The organism is Sphingomonas xanthus, from assembly GCF_007998985.1.
Classification (GTDB): domain Bacteria; phylum Pseudomonadota; class Alphaproteobacteria; order Sphingomonadales; family Sphingomonadaceae; genus Sphingomicrobium; species Sphingomicrobium xanthum.
Map to the genome: position 1 here is coordinate 869,340 of NZ_CP041659.1, position 20,764 is coordinate 890,103.

20 protein-coding genes and 1 tRNA gene are annotated in these 20,764 nt (G+C 64.6%); 8 read left to right on the top strand and 13 right to left on the bottom strand.

The features are described 5' to 3' along the window. Positions 1-5 precede the first annotated feature (5 nt). The 4 genes from FMM02_RS04375 to sdhC are packed head-to-tail and all read right to left on the bottom strand — an operon-like array spanning position 6 to position 3,359. Entirely contained in the window at positions 6-776 is a 771-nt protein-coding gene (locus tag FMM02_RS04375; protein WP_147493720.1) for a hypothetical protein, read from the bottom strand. Then, positions 773-2,575 (bottom strand): succinate dehydrogenase flavoprotein subunit, encoded by a 1,803-nt coding sequence (sdhA, locus tag FMM02_RS04380; protein WP_425473680.1) that lies wholly within the window; start codon positions 2,573-2,575, stop codon positions 773-775. Before sdhA ends, FMM02_RS04375 begins: the two co-directional genes overlap by 4 nt. Further along, a complete protein-coding gene (gene sdhD, locus FMM02_RS04385; RefSeq protein WP_147493722.1) occupies positions 2,572-2,967 on the bottom strand; it encodes a succinate dehydrogenase, hydrophobic membrane anchor protein in 396 nt (131 codons plus the stop codon). Before sdhD ends, sdhA begins: the two co-directional genes overlap by 4 nt. Further along, a complete protein-coding gene (gene sdhC, locus FMM02_RS04390; RefSeq protein ID WP_147493723.1) occupies positions 2,964-3,359 on the bottom strand; it encodes a succinate dehydrogenase, cytochrome b556 subunit in 396 nt (131 codons plus the stop codon). The genes sdhD and sdhC overlap by 4 nt, the downstream gene beginning before the upstream one ends. A 149-nt stretch (positions 3,360-3,508) precedes the next feature. Between sdhC and FMM02_RS04395 the strand changes: the two genes are divergently transcribed. From FMM02_RS04395 to FMM02_RS04420, 6 genes are read left to right on the top strand one after another with little or no spacing between them, the layout of a single operon-like run. Then, complete coding sequence (locus tag FMM02_RS04395; RefSeq protein ID WP_147493724.1) at positions 3,509-4,855, top strand: methyl-accepting chemotaxis protein; 1,347 nt, start codon at positions 3,509-3,511, stop codon at positions 4,853-4,855. A gap of 23 nt (positions 4,856-4,878) precedes the next feature. Then, the gene (locus tag FMM02_RS04400; RefSeq protein WP_147493725.1) at positions 4,879-6,156 is read left to right on the top strand and encodes a methyl-accepting chemotaxis protein; all 1,278 of its coding nucleotides are present in this window, start codon (positions 4,879-4,881) and stop codon (positions 6,154-6,156) included. A gap of 38 nt (positions 6,157-6,194) precedes the next feature. Beyond that, positions 6,195-6,896 (top strand): SDR family NAD(P)-dependent oxidoreductase, encoded by a 702-nt coding sequence (locus FMM02_RS04405; RefSeq protein WP_147493726.1) that lies wholly within the window; start codon positions 6,195-6,197, stop codon positions 6,894-6,896. Next, positions 6,886-7,794, top strand: coding sequence for a subclass B3 metallo-beta-lactamase (bla, locus tag FMM02_RS04410; protein WP_147493727.1), 909 nt, complete (start codon positions 6,886-6,888; stop codon positions 7,792-7,794). The genes FMM02_RS04405 and bla overlap by 11 nt, the downstream gene beginning before the upstream one ends. Next, the gene (locus FMM02_RS04415; RefSeq protein ID WP_147493728.1) at positions 7,791-8,684 is read left to right on the top strand and encodes a 50S ribosomal protein L11 methyltransferase; all 894 of its coding nucleotides are present in this window, start codon (positions 7,791-7,793) and stop codon (positions 8,682-8,684) included. Before bla ends, FMM02_RS04415 begins: the two co-directional genes overlap by 4 nt. A 48-nt stretch (positions 8,685-8,732) precedes the next feature. Further along, positions 8,733-9,167: a nuclear transport factor 2 family protein gene (locus FMM02_RS04420; RefSeq protein WP_147493729.1), complete on the top strand. Its 435-nt coding sequence runs from the start codon at positions 8,733-8,735 to the stop codon at positions 9,165-9,167. On the opposite strand, the gene ligA is transcribed toward FMM02_RS04420, so the two are convergent. The 7 genes from ligA to yajC form a co-directional block, all read right to left on the bottom strand. Next, positions 9,164-11,158, bottom strand: coding sequence for an NAD-dependent DNA ligase LigA (gene ligA / locus FMM02_RS04425; RefSeq protein ID WP_147494963.1), 1,995 nt, complete (start codon positions 11,156-11,158; stop codon positions 9,164-9,166). The two genes, FMM02_RS04420 and ligA, sit on opposite strands and share 4 nt — an antisense overlap. 44 nt (positions 11,159-11,202) lie before the next feature. Continuing rightward, positions 11,203-11,916, bottom strand: a complete 714-nt coding sequence (locus FMM02_RS04430; RefSeq protein ID WP_147493730.1) for a dienelactone hydrolase family protein — start codon at positions 11,914-11,916, stop codon at positions 11,203-11,205. Next, positions 11,913-13,565, bottom strand: a complete 1,653-nt coding sequence (recN, locus tag FMM02_RS04435; protein WP_147493731.1) for a DNA repair protein RecN — start codon at positions 13,563-13,565, stop codon at positions 11,913-11,915. Before recN ends, FMM02_RS04430 begins: the two co-directional genes overlap by 4 nt. A gap of 20 nt (positions 13,566-13,585) precedes the next feature. Then, complete coding sequence (locus FMM02_RS04440) at positions 13,586-14,377, bottom strand: outer membrane protein assembly factor BamD (RefSeq protein ID WP_147493732.1); 792 nt, start codon at positions 14,375-14,377, stop codon at positions 13,586-13,588. 75 nt (positions 14,378-14,452) lie between these two features. Next, a complete protein-coding gene (gene secF, locus FMM02_RS04445; RefSeq protein ID WP_147493733.1) occupies positions 14,453-15,406 on the bottom strand; it encodes a protein translocase subunit SecF in 954 nt (317 codons plus the stop codon). A 13-nt stretch (positions 15,407-15,419) separates the two neighbouring features. Beyond that, entirely contained in the window at positions 15,420-17,012 is a 1,593-nt protein-coding gene (gene secD, locus FMM02_RS04450) for a protein translocase subunit SecD (RefSeq protein WP_147493734.1), read from the bottom strand. 9 nt (positions 17,013-17,021) lie between these two features. Then, complete coding sequence (yajC, locus tag FMM02_RS04455; protein WP_147493735.1) at positions 17,022-17,351, bottom strand: preprotein translocase subunit YajC; 330 nt, start codon at positions 17,349-17,351, stop codon at positions 17,022-17,024. 151 nt (positions 17,352-17,502) lie between these two features. On the opposite strand from yajC, the gene FMM02_RS04460 reads away from it, so the two are divergent. After that, positions 17,503-17,579: transfer RNA gene (locus tag FMM02_RS04460), tRNA-Pro, on the top strand. A 55-nt stretch (positions 17,580-17,634) separates the two neighbouring features. Continuing rightward, on the top strand, positions 17,635-18,333 hold the full coding sequence (locus tag FMM02_RS04465; protein ID WP_147493736.1) for a TIGR02117 family protein: 699 nt from the start codon (positions 17,635-17,637) through the stop codon (positions 18,331-18,333). Here the strand turns inward: FMM02_RS04465 and hslU are convergent. After that, entirely contained in the window at positions 18,321-19,616 is a 1,296-nt protein-coding gene (hslU, locus tag FMM02_RS04470; RefSeq protein WP_147493737.1) for an ATP-dependent protease ATPase subunit HslU, read from the bottom strand. The two genes, FMM02_RS04465 and hslU, sit on opposite strands and share 13 nt — an antisense overlap. A 38-nt stretch (positions 19,617-19,654) precedes the next feature. Continuing rightward, positions 19,655-20,737: an FAD-dependent oxidoreductase gene (locus tag FMM02_RS04475; RefSeq protein WP_147493738.1), complete on the bottom strand. Its 1,083-nt coding sequence runs from the start codon at positions 20,735-20,737 to the stop codon at positions 19,655-19,657. Between the last annotated feature and the right edge of the window lie 27 nt (positions 20,738-20,764).

A 20,764-nucleotide genomic window follows, 5' to 3' on the forward strand; every position in this document is an offset into this window, starting at 1 on the left:
TTGCGTCAGTTACGATATTTGCGCTCTATGCGATCGGCCAAGTCCGCTGCATCCGCGCTAGCACGGCGGGTCAAGTAGACCTGCCGATTGGCATAAAGCCAATAATTCTCGACAGCTGCGCGAAGCGGCGGATTGGCTCGCACGATCGATGCGACCTCCTGGAATGATTTGCCGTCCACGGCGGAAATTCCCTCCTTTTGCATGGCATCGAGGATCCGAAGCCGGTTTTCGGCGAGCGATCGCTCAAATGTGAGGAGCAGGTCCACCGACGCGTAATATTGCTGGATTTCGCCCAGCATCATCTGATCGTCGATCAGGTTGGGGCCGTCGGCGTTGATCAGCGTATTATAGGCGAAGCGATTTCCGTCGTAAAAGCTGAGAATGAAGGCCTCGATACCGATGGCATAGCCCGACTGCCGATTGAACGGCGGCACCTGTTCGACCTGGATTGCAAATCGCGACGACGGGAATTCCCTTGGAGGATCCCAGTCGCCCGCAAGCCGAAGCAGATAATCGAGCGACGCCATGCGCGACGAGGCGGTCCGGATGTTTTCGTCCATTTCCGCGACGTCTTCGCGCAGGTTGCGCGCGACGTTCATCATCAGGGAAATCTCGCGCGCCCGGTCTTGGCGTTCTTCATTCCACTGTGTGACCTGAAGGCCGAGGAAAATGCCCAGCACGACGATCGCAACTTCGATCGCCGCCGCGAACCAGTCATGCGCCCGAATGCGTTGCGCTATCCTCGCCAGCGGCGACGAGGACGGCGCCTTGCTCAATAGACCCGGGCCTTGGGCTTGATGTAGCCGACCTCATCGGTGAGCGTGTATTCGTGAACCGGGCGGTAATCGATCTTCACGCCGCCGCCCTGGCCGCCGAAGCCGTCAAACCAGGCGATGCTATGCTTCATCCAATTCTTGTCGTCTCGGTCGGGGAAGTCCTCGTGCATATGCGCGCCGCGGCTTTCCTTGCGGTTGGCGGCGCAATGCATGGTGACCACCGCCTGGCCGAGCATATTGTCGAGCTCGAGAGTCTCGATAAGGTCGCTGTTCCAGATGAGGCTGCGGTCCGAAACATGGACGTCGGCCATCTTCCTGTAGACGGCGTCTATCTTCGCCTGTCCCTCCGCCAAGGTCCGTTCGGTGCGGAACACCGCGCAGTCCGCCTGCATCGTCCGCTGCATCTCCTCACGGATCTTGGCGGTCGGCAGGGTGCCCTCGGCATGGCGAAACTTGTCGAGACGGGTCAGCGCCAGTTCCGAGGCCTCGCCGCGAAGCTGCGGCTGGGCGGCGCCGGGCTTGATCACCTCGGCAAGGCGAAGTCCCGCGGCGCGTCCGAACACCACTAGGTCGATGAGGCTGTTGGAACCGAGGCGGTTGGCGCCATGAACCGACACGCAGGCGGCCTCCCCGACCGCGAACAGGCCCGGCACGACGCTGTCCGGATTGCCGTCCTTCAGCGTCACCACCTCGCCATGATAATTGGTCGGGATGCCGCCCATATTATAATGGACGGTGGGGATGACCGGGATCGGCTGGCGGGTCACATCAACGCCGGCAAAGATCTTCGACGTCTCGCTAATACCCGGAAGCCGTTCGGCGAGAATCTTCGGGTCGATATGGTCGAGGTGAAGGAAGATATGATCCTTGTGATCGCCAACCCCGCGACCGTCGCGGATCTCCATCGCCATCGAGCGCGACACCACGTCGCGGCTGGCCAGGTCCTTGGCGGACGGGGCGTAGCGTTCCATGAAGCGCTCGCCCTCGGAATTGGTGAGATAGCCGCCCTCGCCGCGCGCGCCTTCGGTGATCAGAACGCCGACGCCATAGATTCCCGTCGGGTGGAACTGCACGAACTCCATGTCCTGCAGGGGCAAGCCGGCGCGCAGCACCATCGCGTTGCCGTCACCGGTGCAGGTATGGGCCGAAGTCGCAGAGAAATAGCAGCGGCCATAGCCGCCGGTCGCAAGCACCACGGCCTGGGCGCGGAAGCGGTGGATCGACCCGTCGTCCATGTTGAGCGCGACGAGGCCACGGCACTCGCCATCTTCCATGATCAGGTCGAGCGCGAAATACTCGATGAAGAAATCGGCGTCATACTTCAGACTCTGCTGGTAGAGCGTGTGAAGCATGGCATGGCCGGTCCGGTCGGCAGCCGCGCAGGTGCGCTGCGCGGCCGGTCCTTCGCCCATATTCTGGGTCATTCCGCCGAAGGCCCGCTGGTAGATTTTGCCTTCCTTGGTGCGGCTGAACGGCATGCCGGCATGTTCAAGCTCGTAAACCGCTGCCGGAGCTTCCCGGCAGAGATACTCGATCGCGTCCTGGTCGCCGAGCCAGTCGGATCCCTTGACGGTGTCGTACATGTGCCAGGTCCAATGATCCGGACCCATGTTGCCGAGCGAAGCGGCGATCCCGCCCTGCGCCGCGACGGTATGGCTGCGCGTCGGGAAGACCTTGGTGACGCAGGCGGTCTTCAGTCCCTTTTCCGCGGCGCCCATGGTCGCGCGAAGGCCCGATCCGCCGGCGCCTACCACGACGACGTCATAGACATGGTCGATGATCTTGTAGGCGCTCATTATGCGGCTGCTCCGAAAGCGATCTTGGCGAGCGCGAACAGCGCGGCGGATGCGCCGGCGATCGCCGCCATAGTCAGGATGAAGTGAAGGCCGACGCGGCTGCCCTCGTCATGGACATAATCGTCGACCACCACCTTGAGCCCGTCGAGTCCATGTTTGAACCCGGCGATGACGAGCAACGCCATTGGCACGGCCGCCCAGGCGGATCCAAGCCATTCGGCCAGGGTCGCCCGGTCAAGCACCGGCAACATCAGCAGCGAGAAGATCAGCCAGAGCGACAGGAGCACCAGCGCGATGCTGCTGAATCGTTCTTCCAGCCAATGCTGGCCGCCGTGGCCCGAGGCTCCAAGCCCGCGCACTTTGGCGAGCGGTGTTGCGCTTTCCCCGCGGTTCATGCCCACAACCCCATTCCAAACGCCCAGGTCGCGGCGGTCGCAAACAGGGCCGCCGGGATCGTCAGCGTCGCCCAGAAGCGATTGACCTTCAGCTCATAGCCCGCGCCGGTGTCGAGCACGAGGTGCCGAAGTCCCGAGAAAAGATGCTGCCAAAATGCCCAGGTCAGGCCGACCAAGACAATCTTGCCCGCCCAATGGTCGGACGCCGCCATGAAGCTGGCATAGGCCGTATCGCCACCGGCAATTGCCGCCAGCCACCAGGTCAGGATTGCCAGGCCCGCGACGGTCAGCGCGCTGCCGGTGATGCGGTGAAGGATTGAGACCAGCATATGCGGTCCCCATTTCCAGATGGTGAGATGCGGCGACAATGGTCGCTCAGGCATGCGGTTCATGGGCCCTCGAAGCGCCGGTTAAGGTTGGGCAAGTCCCCTAGGCAGCATTGGCAGGGCTGGCAAGCCGAGCACGGCGGCTAACCCCGCCTTAACCATTGTTCGCCATAGCAGCCGGCAGGATTTAAGGCATTTGACGGGATAGGCAGACGATGGGCAGCGTGGTTCAGGGAACGTCCGACGGTGAATATGATCTGGCCCGCGGCCTTGGACTTTACGATAGCAGCGGCGACCTGCCTCAACGCGCCCGCGAGCTGTGGAGCCAGCTTGCCGACGCTGCTCCGGACATGGCCCGCGAATTCTGGCGCCGCTACGCCGCCTCGCCCGAAGTCACCGAACCGTTCGACGATGCGCGCATCGAGCAGCTGGCCGGCAAGATCCTGCCCTATGTCCAGTCGAAGTTTGAACGGATCGACCGCGACGACTGGGTCGTGCAGGCCCGCTCCTACGTTGAAAAAGCATTGGACAACGGCCTGACCCTGTCGACCTTGCTGGCCGGCGTGAATGCTCAGACCGAAGCGGCGTTCACCGCCATTCGCCGGCAGAATCACGACGGGGAGCAACAAGACCGCCTTGCCCGGACACTGTCCGAAATCCAGGCCGTCGAGATCGACTGTTTCATCCATCATGCGATCACGGTCACGCGCCGCGACAGCGAGCAGCAACAGTCGCGCCAAGCCGGCCAGTTCAACAGCAAGGTGCTCGGCGTGGTGCAGGACTGCACCCGCGAAAGCGACCAGCTGCGCAGCCAGGCCGGCCAGACCGCCACTTCGGCGCGCGGGATGCTTGGCAAGACCAGCGAGGTCGCGGCGGCCGCGGAACAGTCGGCGGTTGCGATGCGCGAAGCGGCGCAGACCGCGGCGGGCCTGATCCGCGCAATCGAGGATGCAAGGACCGAAGTGGAAGTCGCGGCGGGGGTCGCCACCCGCGCCGGAAGCCAGGCCGAACAGGCGGTTCAGGTCAGCCAGGCGCTGTCATCCCATGTCGAGGCGATCGAATCGATCCTCGGCCTGATCCGCGACATCGCGGGGCAGACCAACCTCCTCGCCCTCAACGCGACCATCGAGGCCGCCCGCGCGGGCGATGCCGGCCGCGGCTTCGCGGTCGTCGCCCAGGAAGTAAAAAGCCTCGCGACGCAGACTGCCAAGGCCACCGACGACATTACCGCCAAGATCAGCGCGATCACCGCCGCAACCCGCCAGACGGTCGAGGCCAATGGATCGATCCAGTCCACCGTGGTCGAGGTGCAGAGCAGCGCCGACCGGATTCGCCAGGCGATGGAGCTCCAGGCGCAAACCGTGACAATGATCACCGCCGCGGTCGACGAAACCGCGCTTGCTGCCGACTCCATGTCCTCGACCATCGCCGCGATCCGAGCTGATACAGAGCAGGTGGCCAAAGACATCGACCAGGTCGAACAGGGATTCGGCCGTTTCTCGACCCGAATCGCCGATTTCAGGACCGCGACGACCGACTTCGTGTCGAGCTTCGCCGCTTGAGATCATCCGGAGTGCCGTAGCCCATGACCGCCTTGCAGCCTTTGACGGAAACCCAAGTGCAGAACCGACTGACCGCCTATAATCCCGGAGGGTCGCTTGACCGCGACCTGACCACCCTTTGGGGCGCGGCCGCCGACATCATCCGCGACTGCGCGCGGGCCCATTTCGGCGAGTCGACCCTCGCCGTGGTCGAACGGCATTACACCTCGAACGTCGACGAGCGCTGGGTGCAGAATGTCGCCGATTTCGGCAAGCGGCTGTACGAAGAGAAGCAGTCGGTTCCGGACTATGTCGCCAGCCGCGACAAGTTGATCAGCGCGATCATCGCCGGTCTTTTCGATCGCTTCGGCGGGGAGCAGGCAAAACTGTGCGAGCTGGTGACGGCGCTGCAACGGCTAACCAGCTATGAAACCGACATCATCCTGGCCCAGGTCGCGCTGCTCGAAGCCGATGCGGCGGCGGGCGCCCGCGTTACCCAGAGCAAGCTTTTCCAACGCAAGGTGAAACAGATTGCCGGGGTAGCCGCCGATACCGCGCGCGGCCTGCTCACCAGGGCCCATGACGCAAGCACTTCGGCGCGCGGGATGCTTGGCAAGACCAGCGAGGTCGCGGCGGCCGCGGAACAGTCGGCGGTTGCGATGCGCGAAGCGGCGCAGACCGCGGCGGGCCTGATCCGCGCAATCGAGGATGCAAGGACCGAAGTGGAAGTCGCGGCGGGGGTCGCCACCCGCGCCGGAAGCCAGGCCGAACAGGCGGTTCAGGTCAGCCAGGCGCTGTCATCCCATGTCGAGGCGATCGAATCGATCCTCGGCCTGATCCGCGACATCGCGGGGCAGACCAACCTCCTCGCCCTCAACGCGACCATCGAGGCCGCCCGCGCGGGCGATGCCGGCCGCGGCTTCGCGGTCGTCGCCCAGGAAGTAAAAAGCCTCGCGACGCAGACTGCCAAGGCCACCGACGACATTACCGCCAAGATCAGCGCGATCACCGCCGCAACCCGCCAGACGGTCGAGGCCAATGGATCGATCCAGTCCACCGTGGTCGAGGTGCAGAGCAGCGCCGACCGGATTCGCCAGGCGATGGAGCTCCAGGCGCAAACCGTGACAATGATCACCGCCGCGGTCGACGAAACCGCGCTTGCTGCCGACTCCATGTCCTCGACCATCGCCGCGATCCGAGCTGATACAGAGCAGGTGGCCAGCGGGATCGACGGCGTCGAAAAGGATTTCGGGCAGTTCACCGGCCAGATCGACGGATTCAGCGCAGCAAGCGAGGAATTCGCCGCGCAGTTCGCCGCCTGACCCTTCCGCCCAGCCGTCACCGCGGCTAGGCGCAGGGAATGAACATCCTCCTGACCGGCGCGAGCCGCGGCATCGGTGCGGCGGCGCTCGATGCCCTTGAGAACGGCGGCCATCGCGTCGCTGGCCATTCGACCCGGGGCGGCGACGGCCGCCTCGCCGCCGATCTCGCCGACCCCGCCGCAGCGCGCACGCTATGGGAGGCTGCACTCGAACCACTCGGCGGGCGGATCGACGTGCTCATCAACAATGCCGGCATTTACGAAGCCGTCGCCGACACCGACGATGACCAAGCATGGCAGGCCGGCTGGCAGCGGACGATGCAGGTCAATCTGCAGGCCGCGGCCGACCTGTGCAGGCTCGCCGTGGGCCATTTCCGGACAATTGGCGGCGGGCGGATCGTCAATGTCGCGAGCCGAGCGGCCTATCGCGGCGACAGCCCCGCGCACTGGCATTATGCCGCGTCCAAGGGCGCGATGATCGCCATGACCAAGACCATCGCCCGAGGCTATGCCGCCGATAACATTCTCGCCTTTGCGGTCGCCCCCGGCTTTACCGTGTCGGAAATGACCGAGGACTATCTGAGCGGGCGTGGCGGCGCGGCGATCCTTGCCGACATTCCGCTCGGCCGGGTGACCAATACCGCGGAAGTCGCCGAGGCGATCCGCTGGCTTGCGATCGAAGCCCCGGCCGCTTCGACCGGGTCGGTGATCGACCTCAACGGAGCCAGCTATGTTCGCTAGTGCCCTTCTTCTTGTTGCCGCGCAGCAGATTAGCATTCCCCTGGGCAAGCCACCGCGCCAAGTCGAGCGGCCTAGGGCGCCGATCGAACAGGCCGGCCCGCTTTGGGCGCAGCGGTGCAAGGATTTCGACGAATGGGACAAGCCGGGCCCGCCGGTTCGCCTCCACGGCAACAGCTATCTGGTCGGCACGTGCGGCATTGCCGCCATTCTCATCACTGGCGAGGAAGGCCATATCCTGATCGATTCCGGCACCGAGGCCGGAGCCGAGCTCGTTGCTAACAACATCCGGTCCCTCGGCTTCCAGCTGTCCGACATCAAATTCCTTCTCCACAGCCATGAACATATCGATCATGTCGGCGGCATCGCCCGCCTCCAGCAGCTGACGGGCGCCCAGCTGGTTGCCTCGAGCGAAGCCGCCAAGGTGTTCGCGACCGGCGCGCCGCAGCCCAATGACCCGCAGGCCGGGCTGCACAAGCCCTTCCCCGCCGCCCGCGTAGACCGCACGGTCGAGGGTGGAGAGATCGTTCGACTGGGTCCGCTGCAACTGACCGCGATTGCTACTCCCGGCCACACTGCCGGGGCGCTGAGCTGGCAATGGACGAGCTGCGACGGCGGTGTCTGCCGACGGATAGTTTATGCCGACAGCCTGTCGCCGATCAGCCGTGACGATTACCGCTTCAGCAACCACCCCCACTATCTCGCTGGCTATCGCGCCGGCCTTGACCGCCTGGCGAAGGCGGAATGCGACATCCTCCTCACGCCGCACCCTTCTGCCAGCCAGATGCGCGAACGAATGAGCGGCAAGGCGTCCCTGTTCGACAGCAATGGCTGCAAGGCTTATGCCGCGGCTATCGGCAAGCGGCTTGACGAGCGGCTTGCCAAGGAGGCGGGGAAATGAGCTGGCGCGTGACGCTGCATTGCAACCGCGTCGAGGCCGAGGCGCTCTCCAAAGGCGAGGACCTTTTCGTCCACGCCGACCAACCGCCGGTCATCGTCGCCGACGAGCCGGATCCCCACGCCCCCGACGACTGGCGAATCCACGCCTATTTCGCCGAGCAACCATCGACCCAGGAACTGATCCTGCTGCGCCGCCTCGCGCCCGGCCGCGAACCCGAAATCGAGCATCTTGAGGACACGACCGACTGGGTGGTGCAAAGCCAGTCGGGGCTGGAGCCGATCCGCGCCGGCCGTTTTTTCGTGCATACGCCAATGCATTTTTCCGATCGCCCCAACGACACGATCAATTTCGAGATTGACGCGGGACTGGCGTTCGGCACCGGCCAGCATGATACGACCGCCGGCTGCCTGGCCGCGCTCGACCGGCTGCAGGTCGCAGGCAAGCAGTTCCGCAACCTTGCCGACGTCGGCACCGGGACGGGCCTGCTGGCCTTCGCTGCGATGGCCCTCTGGCCCGATGCCAAGGCGATCGCCACTGACATCGATCCCGTCTCGATCGACGTCACCCGCGACAATGCCGCGATCAATGCCATCCGGGTCGGTCATGGCGCAGGGGAAGTGCTGCTGGCGGTCGCCGACGGCATGGATCATCCGCTGCTTGCAGCGCGCGCGCCATTCGACCTGTTGATCGCCAATATCCTCGCCGGTCCGCTGGTCGAGCTTGCCCCCTCTTTCGCAAGGGCCTGTACGCCCGGTGCGACCATTGTGCTGGCGGGCCTGCTCGACACCCAGGCCGACGCAGTGATCGCCGCCTATGAGGCCCAGGGCTGCACCCTCACCGAACGCGGGGCGGGAGAATGGTGCGTGCTCGTGCTTGAGTCCGGGCGATGAGCGGCAGAGCGATTTGCAACCCTCCCGTCATCGGTTAGTCCTCCCGTCATGATCAACCTCATGCCCATCATCGAGACCATGGAGCATCGCTGGATGCGGGCATGGGCGGGACGCGACCCGAAGGAATTGAAGGCGCTCACCGCGCGCAAGTTCCGGCTGGTCATGGGCTCCAGGCCGGCGGCCATTCTCGACGCGACCAGTTGGCTCGACGCCGCCGCGACCCGTTTTCGCTGCACCAGCTACCGGTTCGGCGACATCTATGTCCGCGACCTCGGATCGGTCGCGGTGTTCGCCGCGCAGCTGACCATCAAGGCAAGCATGGACGACCAGGATTGGTCGGGCGAATATTGGGTCACCGACATCTGGCAAAAGTCCCGGGTGCGCCGCCGCTGGCGATTGATCGAGCGAGTACTGTCGCGTCCCGAGCCAAACGGCCAGATCCCGGCCGGAATCCAGTCGCTGCAGCTGTGGCGGCGCGGTTAGGCCGCCGCGACAATTTCCGCCCATTCGGCTTCGCCGATCACGCGGATCCCCAGCTCCTCGGCCTTCTTCAATTTCGAGCCTGCCCCCGGTCCGGCGACGACGAGGTCGGTCTTGGCGCTGACCGATCCAGCGGCCCTCGCGCCGAGCCGTTCAGCTTGCTCCTTGGCTTCGTCGCGGCTCATCGTTTCCAGACTGCCGGTGAATACGATGGTCTTGCCCGTCCATTCGGTTTCACGGGCGGTCGGGACGAAGGTCGAGGGTCTGGCGAGCGCCAGAAGCTGCGACAATTCGTCGCGGTTGTGGGGTTCGTGGAAGAAATCGACGATGGATTGCGCAACGACCTCGCCGACGCCTTCGACCGATGACAGGTCAGCAAGCGCGCTTTCCTGTTGCGCAACCTTCTCCAACTGCTCGACCGAACCGAAGGCCTTGATCAAATCCCTGGCAGTGACCGCGCCGACATGACGAATACCGAGGCCGAACAGGAGCCGCGCCGGGTCGAAGCCCTTGCGCGCCTCGATCGCGCCAAACAGTTTGTCGACGCTGACCGCCTGCCAGCCTTCGCGCCCGATCAGTTCGCTGCGATGACCGTTCAAGCGGAAAATGTCGGAGGGGCCGGACAGCCACCCCAGCTCGACAAATTCCACCAGGCTTTTTTCGCCCAGCCCGTCGATGTCCATCGCCCCGCGCGACACGAAATGCTTGAGACGCTCGATCAGCTGGGCGGGGCAGACCAAGCCGCCGGTGCAGCGAACATCGACCTCGCCTTCCTCCGCGACGGCTTCGGAGCCGCACATCGGGCAGTAGTCGGGAAAAACATAAGGCTCGCGCGGCGTGTTGCGGGTCAGATTCTCGACCACTTGCGGGATGACGTCGCCGGCGCGCTGGATTCGCACGCGGTCGCCGACGCGCAGGCCAAGCCGGGCGATTTCGTCGCGATTGTGGAGCGTGACATTCTGGACGATCACCCCGCCGACGCCGACTGGCGCAAGCCGTCCAACCGGTGTGAGCTTGCCGGTGCGCCCGACCTGGATGTCGATCGCCTCGAGAAGCGTCTCGGCCTTTTCCGCCGGAAATTTGTGCGCCAGGCCCCAGCGCGGCGCTCGCGACACGAAGCCCAGCCGTTCCTGCCAGTCAAGCCGGTCGACCTTGTAGACAACTCCGTCGATATCGAGCGGCAGCGTCGCCCGTTTGCGCTCGATCAGCGCATAATGGTCAAGCGCCTCCTCAAGGTTCCGGCAACGCTTCAACAAGTCGCTCACCGGGAACCCAAGCGCCGCCATATGTTCCATCGCCTCGGCCTGCGTGGCGCCCAGCGGCGCGCCGATCTCGCCCCAGCCATGGGCGAGGAAGCGCAGCGGCCGGGCACGGGTGACCTCGGGGTCTTTTTGCCGAAGCGAGCCCGCGGCGGCGTTGCGCGGATTGGCGAAGACCTTGGCACCCGCCGCTTCCTGCCGTTGGTTCAAGGCTGCGAAGTCGGTCTTCGACATATAAACTTCGCCGCGGACCTCGAGGATGTCGGGCGCGCCATCCAGCTGCTGAGGGATGTCGGCGATGGTCCGCGCATTGGGGGTGACGTCTTCCCCGACCGTCCCGTCGCCGCGCGTCGCAGCCAAGACCAGCGTCCCTTTTTTATAGCGCAGCGAGCAGCTCAAACCATCGATCTTCGGCTCCGCGGTCAGCGCCACCGGCTCGTCAGCACGAAGGCTAAGGAACCGGCGCAGCCGGCCGACGAAATTCTCGACCTCGTCCTTGCTGAAGGCATTGTCGAGACTGAGCATCGGCCTGGCATGGGTGACCTTGACCAGCGGCGAGGTGGGTATCGCGCCCAGCCGGACCGATGGCGAATCCCTGCGAACGAGGTGGGGGAAACGATCTTCCAGCTCGCGATTCTCGCGAACCAGCGCGTCATATTCCGAGTCCGAAATCTCCGGCGCGTCCTGGTCATGATAAAGCCTGTCATGATGCGCGATCAGCTTCGCAAGCCGCATGAGGCGGTTGGCGGCATCGGCTTCGGTCACTCCATCGGCTGCACTCAACGCAGGCACTCGGCGAGGAAATCCTCAAGGCTGGTCCAACTGCGCCGGGCAGCGTCCTCATCATAGGTGACGCCGTCGATGCCGATTTCATGAGCGTTGGGATTGGTGAAGCCGTGGCCGACATGCCCATAGGCGTGGATCTGCCAGTCGCAGCCCGAAGCGGTCAGTTCCTGCCCCAGTGCGGCGACATCTTCCGGCGGGACCATCGGGTCGTCCCAGCCATGGAAGGCGATGACCTTGGGCTTGACTGCATTGGCCGGGAGGCCGGGCGGCTTGAACAGGCCGTGAAAGCTGGCCGCGCCCTGGAAGTCGGCGCCAGACCGGGCCAGGTCCAGCGCGCACAGGCCGCCGAAGCAATAGCCGATCACCGCCACCTTGGCCGCGTCGACCTCGGCCTGCTGCTTGGCCAGGTCGAGGACGCTGGTCATCCGGTCGCACAGCGAGGCGCGATCCTCGAGCAACCGGTTCATCTCCCCGAACATCGTATCGCGCGCTGCGCCACGAAACGCGGTTCCGAACAGGTCGGCGATCAGCACGCAATAACCCAGACCGACCAGCCGCTCGGCGAAGCCCATTTCAAGGTCGCTGATTCCCATCACCGTTGGGACGATGATCACCGCAGGGCGCGGGGTGCCGCCGCCGTCGCTGACCAGCACATGACCCAGTGCCTCGTCGTTGAACCTTTGCGGAATGTCCCTGTGGTCGCTCATGCTGCCTCCAATAATCGTGCCGCCTGCGCGCGGGCTTCGTCGGTGATGTCGGCGCCCGAAAGCATCCGGGCAATTTCTTCGCGCCGCTCCTCGACGCTCAACTTGCGAACGGTGGTGCGGGTGCCGTGCTGGCCATGCGCTTTTTCGATCCGATAATGGTGCGCGGCGCGCGCCGCCACCTGCGGGCTGTGGGTGACGACCAGCAATTGCGACCCTGCCGCCAGCCTCGCCAGCCGCTCGCCGATGGCGCTTGCCACGGCACCGCCGACACCGCGATCGATCTCGTCGAAAATCATCGTCTGGGCGGTTCCCGCCTCGGCCAGCGCGACCTTCAATGCAAGGATGAAGCGCGAAAGTTCGCCGCCGCTGGCAATCTTGGTCAACGGGCCGAACGGCGCGCCCGGGTTGGTCGACACTTCGAACTCGACCCGGTCGATCCCTGACGGACCCGGTTCGGCAGCGCTGATCGCCGTGCGGAAGCTGGCGACATCGAGCTTGAGGGGCGGCAATTCCCCGGCAACCGCCTTATCAAGCTGTTCGGCAGCGGCGATCCGCCTTGCGCTCAGCCGGCGCGCCTCATGATCATAATGTTGCCGCGCCTCCGCCAGTTCGGACTCCAGCGCCGCGATCCTGCTTCCGCCGGCTTCGATCAGCTCCAGTTTGCCGCGCAGCTCCTCACCCAGCGCGGCGAGCGCGTCGGGTTCAACTCGGTGCTTGCGGGCCAGTCCCCGGATGTCGAACAGCCTGGCCTCGACCGATTCCAGCTGGTCGGCATCGAAGGCCAGTGCCTCGGCGGCCCGGGCGATCCGGTCCTCGGCTTCGCTCGCCTCGATAACTGCCCGGTCGAGTGCGGCCAGCGCCTCGCCCAACAGCGGATGGTCCGCAGCGCCGCGCTCGATCCGCCGCGCCACGAGGCGAAGCTGCGCCAGCGCGCCATCCGACCCTCCGAGTATCTCGTCCAGGCCCGTCAGCGCCTCGCCGGCCCGTTCCCCGGCCTGCATCGCCGCGCGCTGCTCCGCGAGCCGGCTTTCCTCGCCCGCCTCCGGGGCCAGCGCCAAAATCTCGGCGGAAGCATATTCGAGCCATTCGCGGTCGCGCTCCGCCGCATCGGCAGCCAACCGGGCATCGGATAGCGCAGTTTCCAGCCTCTCTACCTCGGCCCAGGCTTGAGCGACGGGTCCGGAATCGATCCGGCCGAACAGGTCCAGCAGGCCGCGGTGACCGCGCGGATTGAGCAGACCGCGATCGTCATGCTGGCCGTGGATTTCGACCAGCCCGGCAGCGACATCGCGCAATAGCGAGGCCGATACGCCCGCCCCGCCGGCAAAGGCGCGGCTGCCACCGTCGGCCTTGAGCGTGCGGCGGACCAGAAGAGGCTCGCCGGGTTCGGGCTCGATGCCTTGATCGGCCAGCAAGGCGAAAGCGGGATGGCCGGCGGGAAGCTCGAACTCGGCGGCGACGATCGCTTGAGACTCCCCGCTGCGGACAAGGCCGGTATCCGCACGCATTCCAAGCGCCAGGCCCAGGCTGTCCAGCAGGATCGATTTTCCGGCGCCCGTTTCACCGGTCAACACGCCCAGCCCCGGCTCGAACTCCAGTTCAAGCCGGTCGATCAGGACCACATCGCGGATCGACAGCTGCCTCAGCATCGGCCGCCGCCGTCCGTCATTTAGCTTTGCGGGACGGTCGCCGGAGCATGGCGCTGGATCAGGTTAAAGCTGCGCTGATACCATTTGCTGCCGGGGTAATTGGCTCCGAGCACGGCCGCGGCCTTGTGCGCTTCGCCGGGCATGCCGAGGTTGAGATAGGTCTCGACCAGCCGCTCAAGCGCTTCAGGCGTATGCGAGGTGGTCTGATATTTGTCGACCACCGTGCGAAAACGGGTGACCGCGGCAAGCCACAGTCCCGACCGCTGGTAGAAACGGCCCACTTCCATTTCCTTGCCGGCCAGATGATCGTTGATGAGATCGAGCTTGAGCCGCGCGTCGGACGCGTAGCGGCTCTGCGGGTAGCGGCGGATCAACTCGTTGAAACTGTCGGACGCCTGCTGGGTGATCTTCTGGTCGCGGGTGACGTCCTCGATCTGGTTATAATAGCTCATCGCGATGAGGTAATTGGCGTAAGGCGCGTCCTTGTTGCCCGGGTGGATCGTCAGGAACCGCTGCGCCGAACTGATCGCGTCGGTATATTTTTCCGCCATGTAATAGGAAAAGGCGCTCATCATCTGCGCACGGCGGGCCCAGACCGAGTAAGGATGCTGGCGCTCTACCTCGTCGAACAGCTTGGCCGAAGCCTCATAGTCGCCGCGGTCCATCCGCTCCTTGGCGAGCGTGTAGAGCGTGTTGACGTCGCGGGCCACATAGGCCGTGTCGCTGTTTGCCTTGTTACGGGCGCAACCGGCGGCGGGAAGCAGGATTACGGGCAGCAGCAGTAGCGCCGCGATACGGGTCTTGGTCACCATGGGGCCTTTCCTAGCGCGGCGCGAGGGTAAGGCCAAGCGACCTTTCACCCCGCTGAACCAACATCCTGTCGACCCTCAGGCGCGAGCGCCCGAAGGTTCCTCCTCATCGCTTTCGTGGCGAAGGAAACTGTCGGGCTTCAAGCCCAGCCAAACGAGCGAGGGCGCAGAGATGTAAATCGATGAATAGGTGCCGATAACCGTTCCCAACAGGATGGCGACGGTAAGGCCGAACAGGACGTCGGGCCCAAGCGCGAGCAGGACCGTAAGCGCGATGATGATCGCCAGCGAGGTCACGATTGTCCGGCTCAATGTCTCGTTAAGCGAGAAATTGAGCAGCGAGACGATCTCCATCTTGCGGTATTTGCGCAGATTTTCGCGGATCCGGTCGAAGATGACGACGGTATCGTTGAGTGAATAGCCGATGATCGCCAGGAAGGCTGCGACGATATTGAGATCGACCGGCAGCTGCGTCACGGCAAAGAAGCCCAAAATTACCGACACGTCGTGCGCCAGGGTCAAAAGGGCCCCCACGCCGAACTGCCATTCGAAGCGGAACCATATGTAAATCGCGATTCCGATCATCGCGAAGGTGATCGCCAGCGCGCCATCGAGCGCAAGCTCCCCGCTGACCTTGCCCGACACCGATTCGCCGGCGCTGACGGTTGCGCCTGGATAGGCTTGCGGCAGGAAGGCACGAACTTTCGACACGACTTCATTGGCCGCCGATTCGGGTCCTTCCGGCTTGGGCAGGCGAATCTGATAGGTGCGGTCGTCGCCAAATTCCTGGATCGTCGCGTCGCCGACGTTGAGCCCGCCGACCTTGCTGCGCAGATCGTCGATCGACACCGGCTGGGCAAAGGTCACCCTGACCAGTTGGCCGCCGACGAAATCAATCCCGAGGTTAAGTCCCCGGCTGGCAACCAGCGCCATGCTTGCCAGCGAAAGCGCGATCGAGAGGATGAACGCGACCTTCCGCCACCGCATGAAATTGATGTTGGTGTTGTCCGGAACGAGCTTGAGCAACTTCATGATTTACCGCCCGTCAGATGTTGAGCGTGCGCGGGCGCTTGGACTTGATCCAAAGCGCCACCAGCATGCGAGTGAAGTTGACCGCGGTGAACACCGAGGTGATGATGCCGATCAGGAGAACGACCGCAAAGCCACGGATCGGGCCGGAACCGAAATACATCATTAGGACTGCCGCGATGGTGTTGGTGATGTTCGCGTCGAAGATGGCAGTGGACGCCTCCTTGTAGCCCGTTTCCAACGCATCGAGCATCTTGCGCCCTCGTCGCAGTTCCTCGCGGATGCGTTCGTTGATCAGGACGTTTGCGTCGACCGCGGCACCGATGGTCAGCACGAAACCGGCGATTCCGGGCAGGGTCAGCGAGGCACCGAACACTGCCATGACGCCAAGGATCATGAACGCGTTCACCAGCAGCGCGAACGACGCATAGACGCCAAATCGTCCATAGGTCATGACCATCAGCGCGATCACCGCGATCGTCGCGAAGATCGAGGCGATCGTGCCCGATTCGATCGAATCGGCGCCCAATTCGGCGCTGACCGTGCGTTCCTCGACGACATTGAGTTTTACCGGCAGCTTGCCCGAGGCCAGGCTGATCGCCAGCTGGGCGGCGCTTTCGACCGAGAACTGGCCGCTGATCTGCGCCTGTCCGCCGAGGATCGGCTCATTGATGTTCGGCGCCGACAGGACCTTGTCGTCAAGGATGATCGCGAACGGCTTGCCGACATTTTCCTGGGTCACCCGGCCGAAGCGGCGTGCGCCCGCGGGATTGAAGGTGATGCTGACCACGGCGCGGCCGTCCTGGTCGAAGCTCTGCTTCGCATCGACCAATTGCTCGCCGGAGACCATGACGCGCCGCTGCACGGCAATCGCCCCCGTGCCGTCAGCCATCTGCAGCACCTGGCTGCCCGGAGGGGCACGCCCCTCCGCGACCTGGTTGGGATCGGCGTTAAGGTCGACCAGCTTGAATTCGAGCCGCGCCGTCTGGCCGATCAAATCCTTGAGCGCCTCGGGGTCCTCAACGCCTGGGACCTGGACGAAGATTCGCCGCTGGCCCTGGCTAATGACGGTGATTTCCTTGGTCCCGCCGGGATCTATACGGCGGCGGACCACGTCGCGGGCGACGGTCAGGGAATTGTTGAGCGCGTTGGTCGCGCCCGCCTCGGTCGGTGTGAGGACGATCCGGGTCGAATCGACCACAGTGACCTCCCAGTCGCGGGAGCCGGTCAGGCCGACCGGCTGGGTCAGCGTGCGAAGCCGTTCGACTGCTGAATCAAGCTGCGTGGGATCGCGGACGATGAAGCTCAGCTTGCCGCCGCTGGTCGATACGTCGCCAATCTGAATTCGCGGCTCACCCCGGCGAAGTTCGGTCGTGACCTGGTCTTCCATTGCCTGAAGCCGTTGCTTGGCGGCGTCTGCGACATCGGCTTCAAGCAACAACTGGCTGCCACCGGCGATATCAAGGCCAAGGCTGACTCGGGGATTGGGAATCCAGCCAGGCCAGCGTTCGGTCTGCGCCTTGGGGACCAGGCTGGGAATCGACAGCAGGATGCCGACGAGAATCGTCAGGCTGACCGCCCAAACCTTCCAACGGGGGAAATCGAGCATTGTGCGTCCTTAGTCGTTGGCCGGCTTGGCCGCCTTGGGGTCGACCACCTGGGTAAGGGTCGACTTGACCGCCTGGACGCGAAGATTGGGGCCAAGCTCGACTTCCACTTCAGTTTCGCCGACCTTGGTTACCTTGCCGATGAGACCGCCGCCGGTGACGACGCGGTCGCCCTTCTTGACCGCCGCGATCTGGGCCTGATGCTCCTTCATCCGCTTCTGCTGCGGCCGGATCAGGAGGAACCAGAAAATGACGAAGATGAGGACCAGCGGGATCGTCTGGACGAAAAAGCTGGCTCCGGCCGAAGAGGCCGCGGCGGCGAGAAACGAAGTGGTGGTCATGGGCAAGGAGATCTCTTCGTCGAGGGGCGCCGGGCGATGACCCGTGCACAGGAGGTGGCGGGCCGCCTATCACGGCGCGGGCCAGCTTGCCAAGCGATGCGCATCGCCCTAGATGCGCCGCTCTCGCGTCCCGCAGGGGTACGCGGCCGGTCGGGGCGTAGCGCAGCCTGGTAGCGCATCACACTGGGGGTGTGGGGGTCGCAGGTTCGAATCCTGTCGCCCCGACCATTTTCGCTTTCAATTCGCAGCGACAAGCGGGGGGGCGTCCGGCTAAGCTCACCGCATGCCAACCCGTCGCCGACTGCGAAAGCCTAGCTGGCCTAAGAGGTTTCTGCTGGCGCTGCTGGCGGTGCCGCTGGCCTATCTGCTGGCGGCGCTGGTCGGCAGCCTGATCCCGCTCAACGGCGACTGGCGTGAAGCCAACGATGGCGTGACCATCTATCTTGCCAATAATGGAATCCATGTGGACCTGGTCCTTCCCGCCGAAGCGGAAGGGCTCGACTGGCGGGCGCTGCTGCCCAAGTCGCACTTTGCCTCGGTCGGCGATGAGGCCCGATGGGTGGCGTTCGGTGCGGGCGAGAGACGAGTGTATCTCGACACGCCGACCTGGGCCGACCTGTCGCTCAAGACCGCGGCAATCGCGCTGGCGGGGGGTGAGCAGGTGATTCATGTCGAATGGGCTCGCGACCCGACCTTTTCGGCGCGCGAGATCCGATTGACGAGTGAACAATATCGCCGCCTGTGGTCGTCAGTGCGGGCCGGGTTCCGACTCGATGCCGCGGGCCGGCCGGTCCGGATCGATCATCCCGGCTACGGCGAGCGCGACGCTTTCTACGAAGGCGTCGGCAAGACCAACGCCATCCAGACCTGCAACCAATGGGCCGCCGGCCGGCTCCGGCTGGCCGGAGTCCGCGCCCCGCTCTGGTCGCCTTTTGCCCAGGGCCTCGTCCCCTATTACCGACGGGCGGGTCAGAGAACGTAACGACTCAGGTCGGCGTTCTTGGCAATGCTGGTCAGCTGCTGTTCGACAAAGGCCGCATCGACCCTCACCGTTTCGCCCTCGCGGTCCTCGGCGGTAAAGCTGATGTCCTCCAGCAGCTTTTCCATCACTGTCTGGAGCCGCCGGGCACCGATATTCTCGACAGCCTCGTTCACCTCGGCGGCGATTCTCGCCAGCGCGGCAATGCCCGCTTCGGTGAAGTCGACGGTGACCCCCTCGGTCGCCAGCAGCGCGCGATACTGGTCGGTTAAACTGGCGCGGGTGGCGGCGAGGATCCGGACGAAATCCGCTTCGGTCAGCGGCGATAGCTCGACCCGGATCGGCAATCGCCCCTGAAGCTCGGGAAGCAGGTCGGCAGGCTTGGCAACATGGAAGGCGCCTGAGGCGATGAACAGGATATGGTCGGTCTTGATCGGCCCGTATTTCGTCGCGACCGTCGTCCCTTCGATCAGCGGCAGAAGGTCACGCTGCACCCCTTCTCGGCTGACCGATCCTCCCCGCACATCGCTGACCGCGATCTTGTCGATCTCGTCGAGAAACACGATCCCATTGGCCTCCGCATCGGCCAGCGCGACACGGGTGACGTCGTCCTGGTCGACGCGCTTGTCGGCCTCCTCGTCGATCAGTTTGCTGTAGGCGTCGCGAACCTTCAGCTTGCGCCGCTTTTTCGGCGGCCCGCCCATCGCCTTTTGCATCATCTCGCTCAGATTGATCATGCCGACGCCGTTACCGGGCAGATCGAACGGCATCGCGGCGGCCTCGGCAACTTCGATTTCGACCTCGGCGGAATCGAGGCTCCCGTCGGCGAAACGCTGGAGGAAGCTGGCGCGGGTTGCTTCGGACGACCCTTTGCCGGTGAGCGCGTCGAGTAGCCGCTCCATCGCCGCGCTCTTGGCCGCTTCCTTGACACGTTCGCGGCGACGCTCCCGCTCGAGACGGACCGCTTCCTCGACCAGGTCGCGGGCAATCTGCTCGACGTCGCGGCCGACGTAGCCGACCTCGGTGAACTTGGTCGCCTCGACCTTGACGAACGGCGCGTCGGCCAATTTCGCCAACCGCCGGCTGATTTCGGTCTTCCCGACCCCGGTCGGGCCGATCATCAGGATGTTTTTCGGAGTCACTTCCTCGCGCAATTCGTCATTGAGCCGCTGTCGGCGCCAGCGGTTGCGCAGCGCGACGGCAACCGCCTTTTTCGCGTCCTGCTGGCCAACGATATGTTCATCAAGCGCGGCGACGATCGCCTTGGGGGTTAGATGATTGTTCATGGGCGGCTAGATTGGGCGCGCCGCTCCCAAATCAAGCGCTAGCATCGAAAGCCTGCAAACAAGTCCCGGTGGGAGGCCATGATACGGGCGATCGCGCCCGGCGTCGGAGTCGGGTCCGGTTCGCCCCGCTCGAATGTGCCGCCAAGCAAGATTCCGTCGCCGCGCGGGAACATGTAGCCGGCATCGCCGGCAAAGGCGTAACGGACCTCGGGCTGCGGCCGCAGCACCGCCAATTGCCCGCGGATCGGTATCAGCATCGCGTCGCCGACCAGCGCTCGTGCGCCGATGCCGGTGCAGTTGAACAAAAGCCGCTCCTCGAGACCGGCAAGGTCGGCGACATTTTCGAATTTGCGAAGGCGGAGCGTTCCGCCGGCCTCCAGCACGTCGCTCATCAATTGCGCCATGAACCTCGGGGTTTCGACATACATGGTATCGAACGCCATGACCGGGCTGACCGGAAAGGGATGCTCTTCGGCGCGCAGCAGTCGGGCATTGGGGTAATAGGCATCGATCCAAGAGCCGGGGGCCGCCGCTCGCCGCACCTCCTCATAGGTCCGAAGCCAGCGGATCCCGTAACGGTCGCCGGCAAGCATCTGGAATCGCTCCCAGCTATAGGCCATCGCCGCCTGGAACTGGGCCATCCACACATCTGTGACCCGGCCTTCGCGGTAATGGCCGAAGGGAGAGACCTGCCCGCCAGCCACAGCGGAAGTGGTCTCGGGGGGCAGCGCGGCGGTGTAGATACGCACGGGAAACCCCGCCTCCTGCACCAGCCGCGCAGTGGTGAGGCCCAGCACTCCGCTGCCGATTATAGCGACCGGACCCGAATGTCCGGCCAGGCCAAGATCGGTTGCCAGCCGGGAGCTCCCCCAACTCAAGGTGATGCCCGCGCCGCCATGGCCGTAATTATGGACCAGAGCCTTGTCGCCAAGCGCATCACGGCGGACGACGAACCCGGATTCGCGATACGGGCGCAGCCCGGCGACTGTGCGAATGAGCCGGCCTTCGTCAATATGTACTGGCGGCAATGTGCTGCATCCGGGCCGGCGCGAGATCGTGGCGCAGCCAGTCAGTGCTAGCGCGGCCGACCCGCCGACGAGGGTTCTTCGATCAAGCAGCATGGAAGCGGCAACCTAGCCGCGACAGCG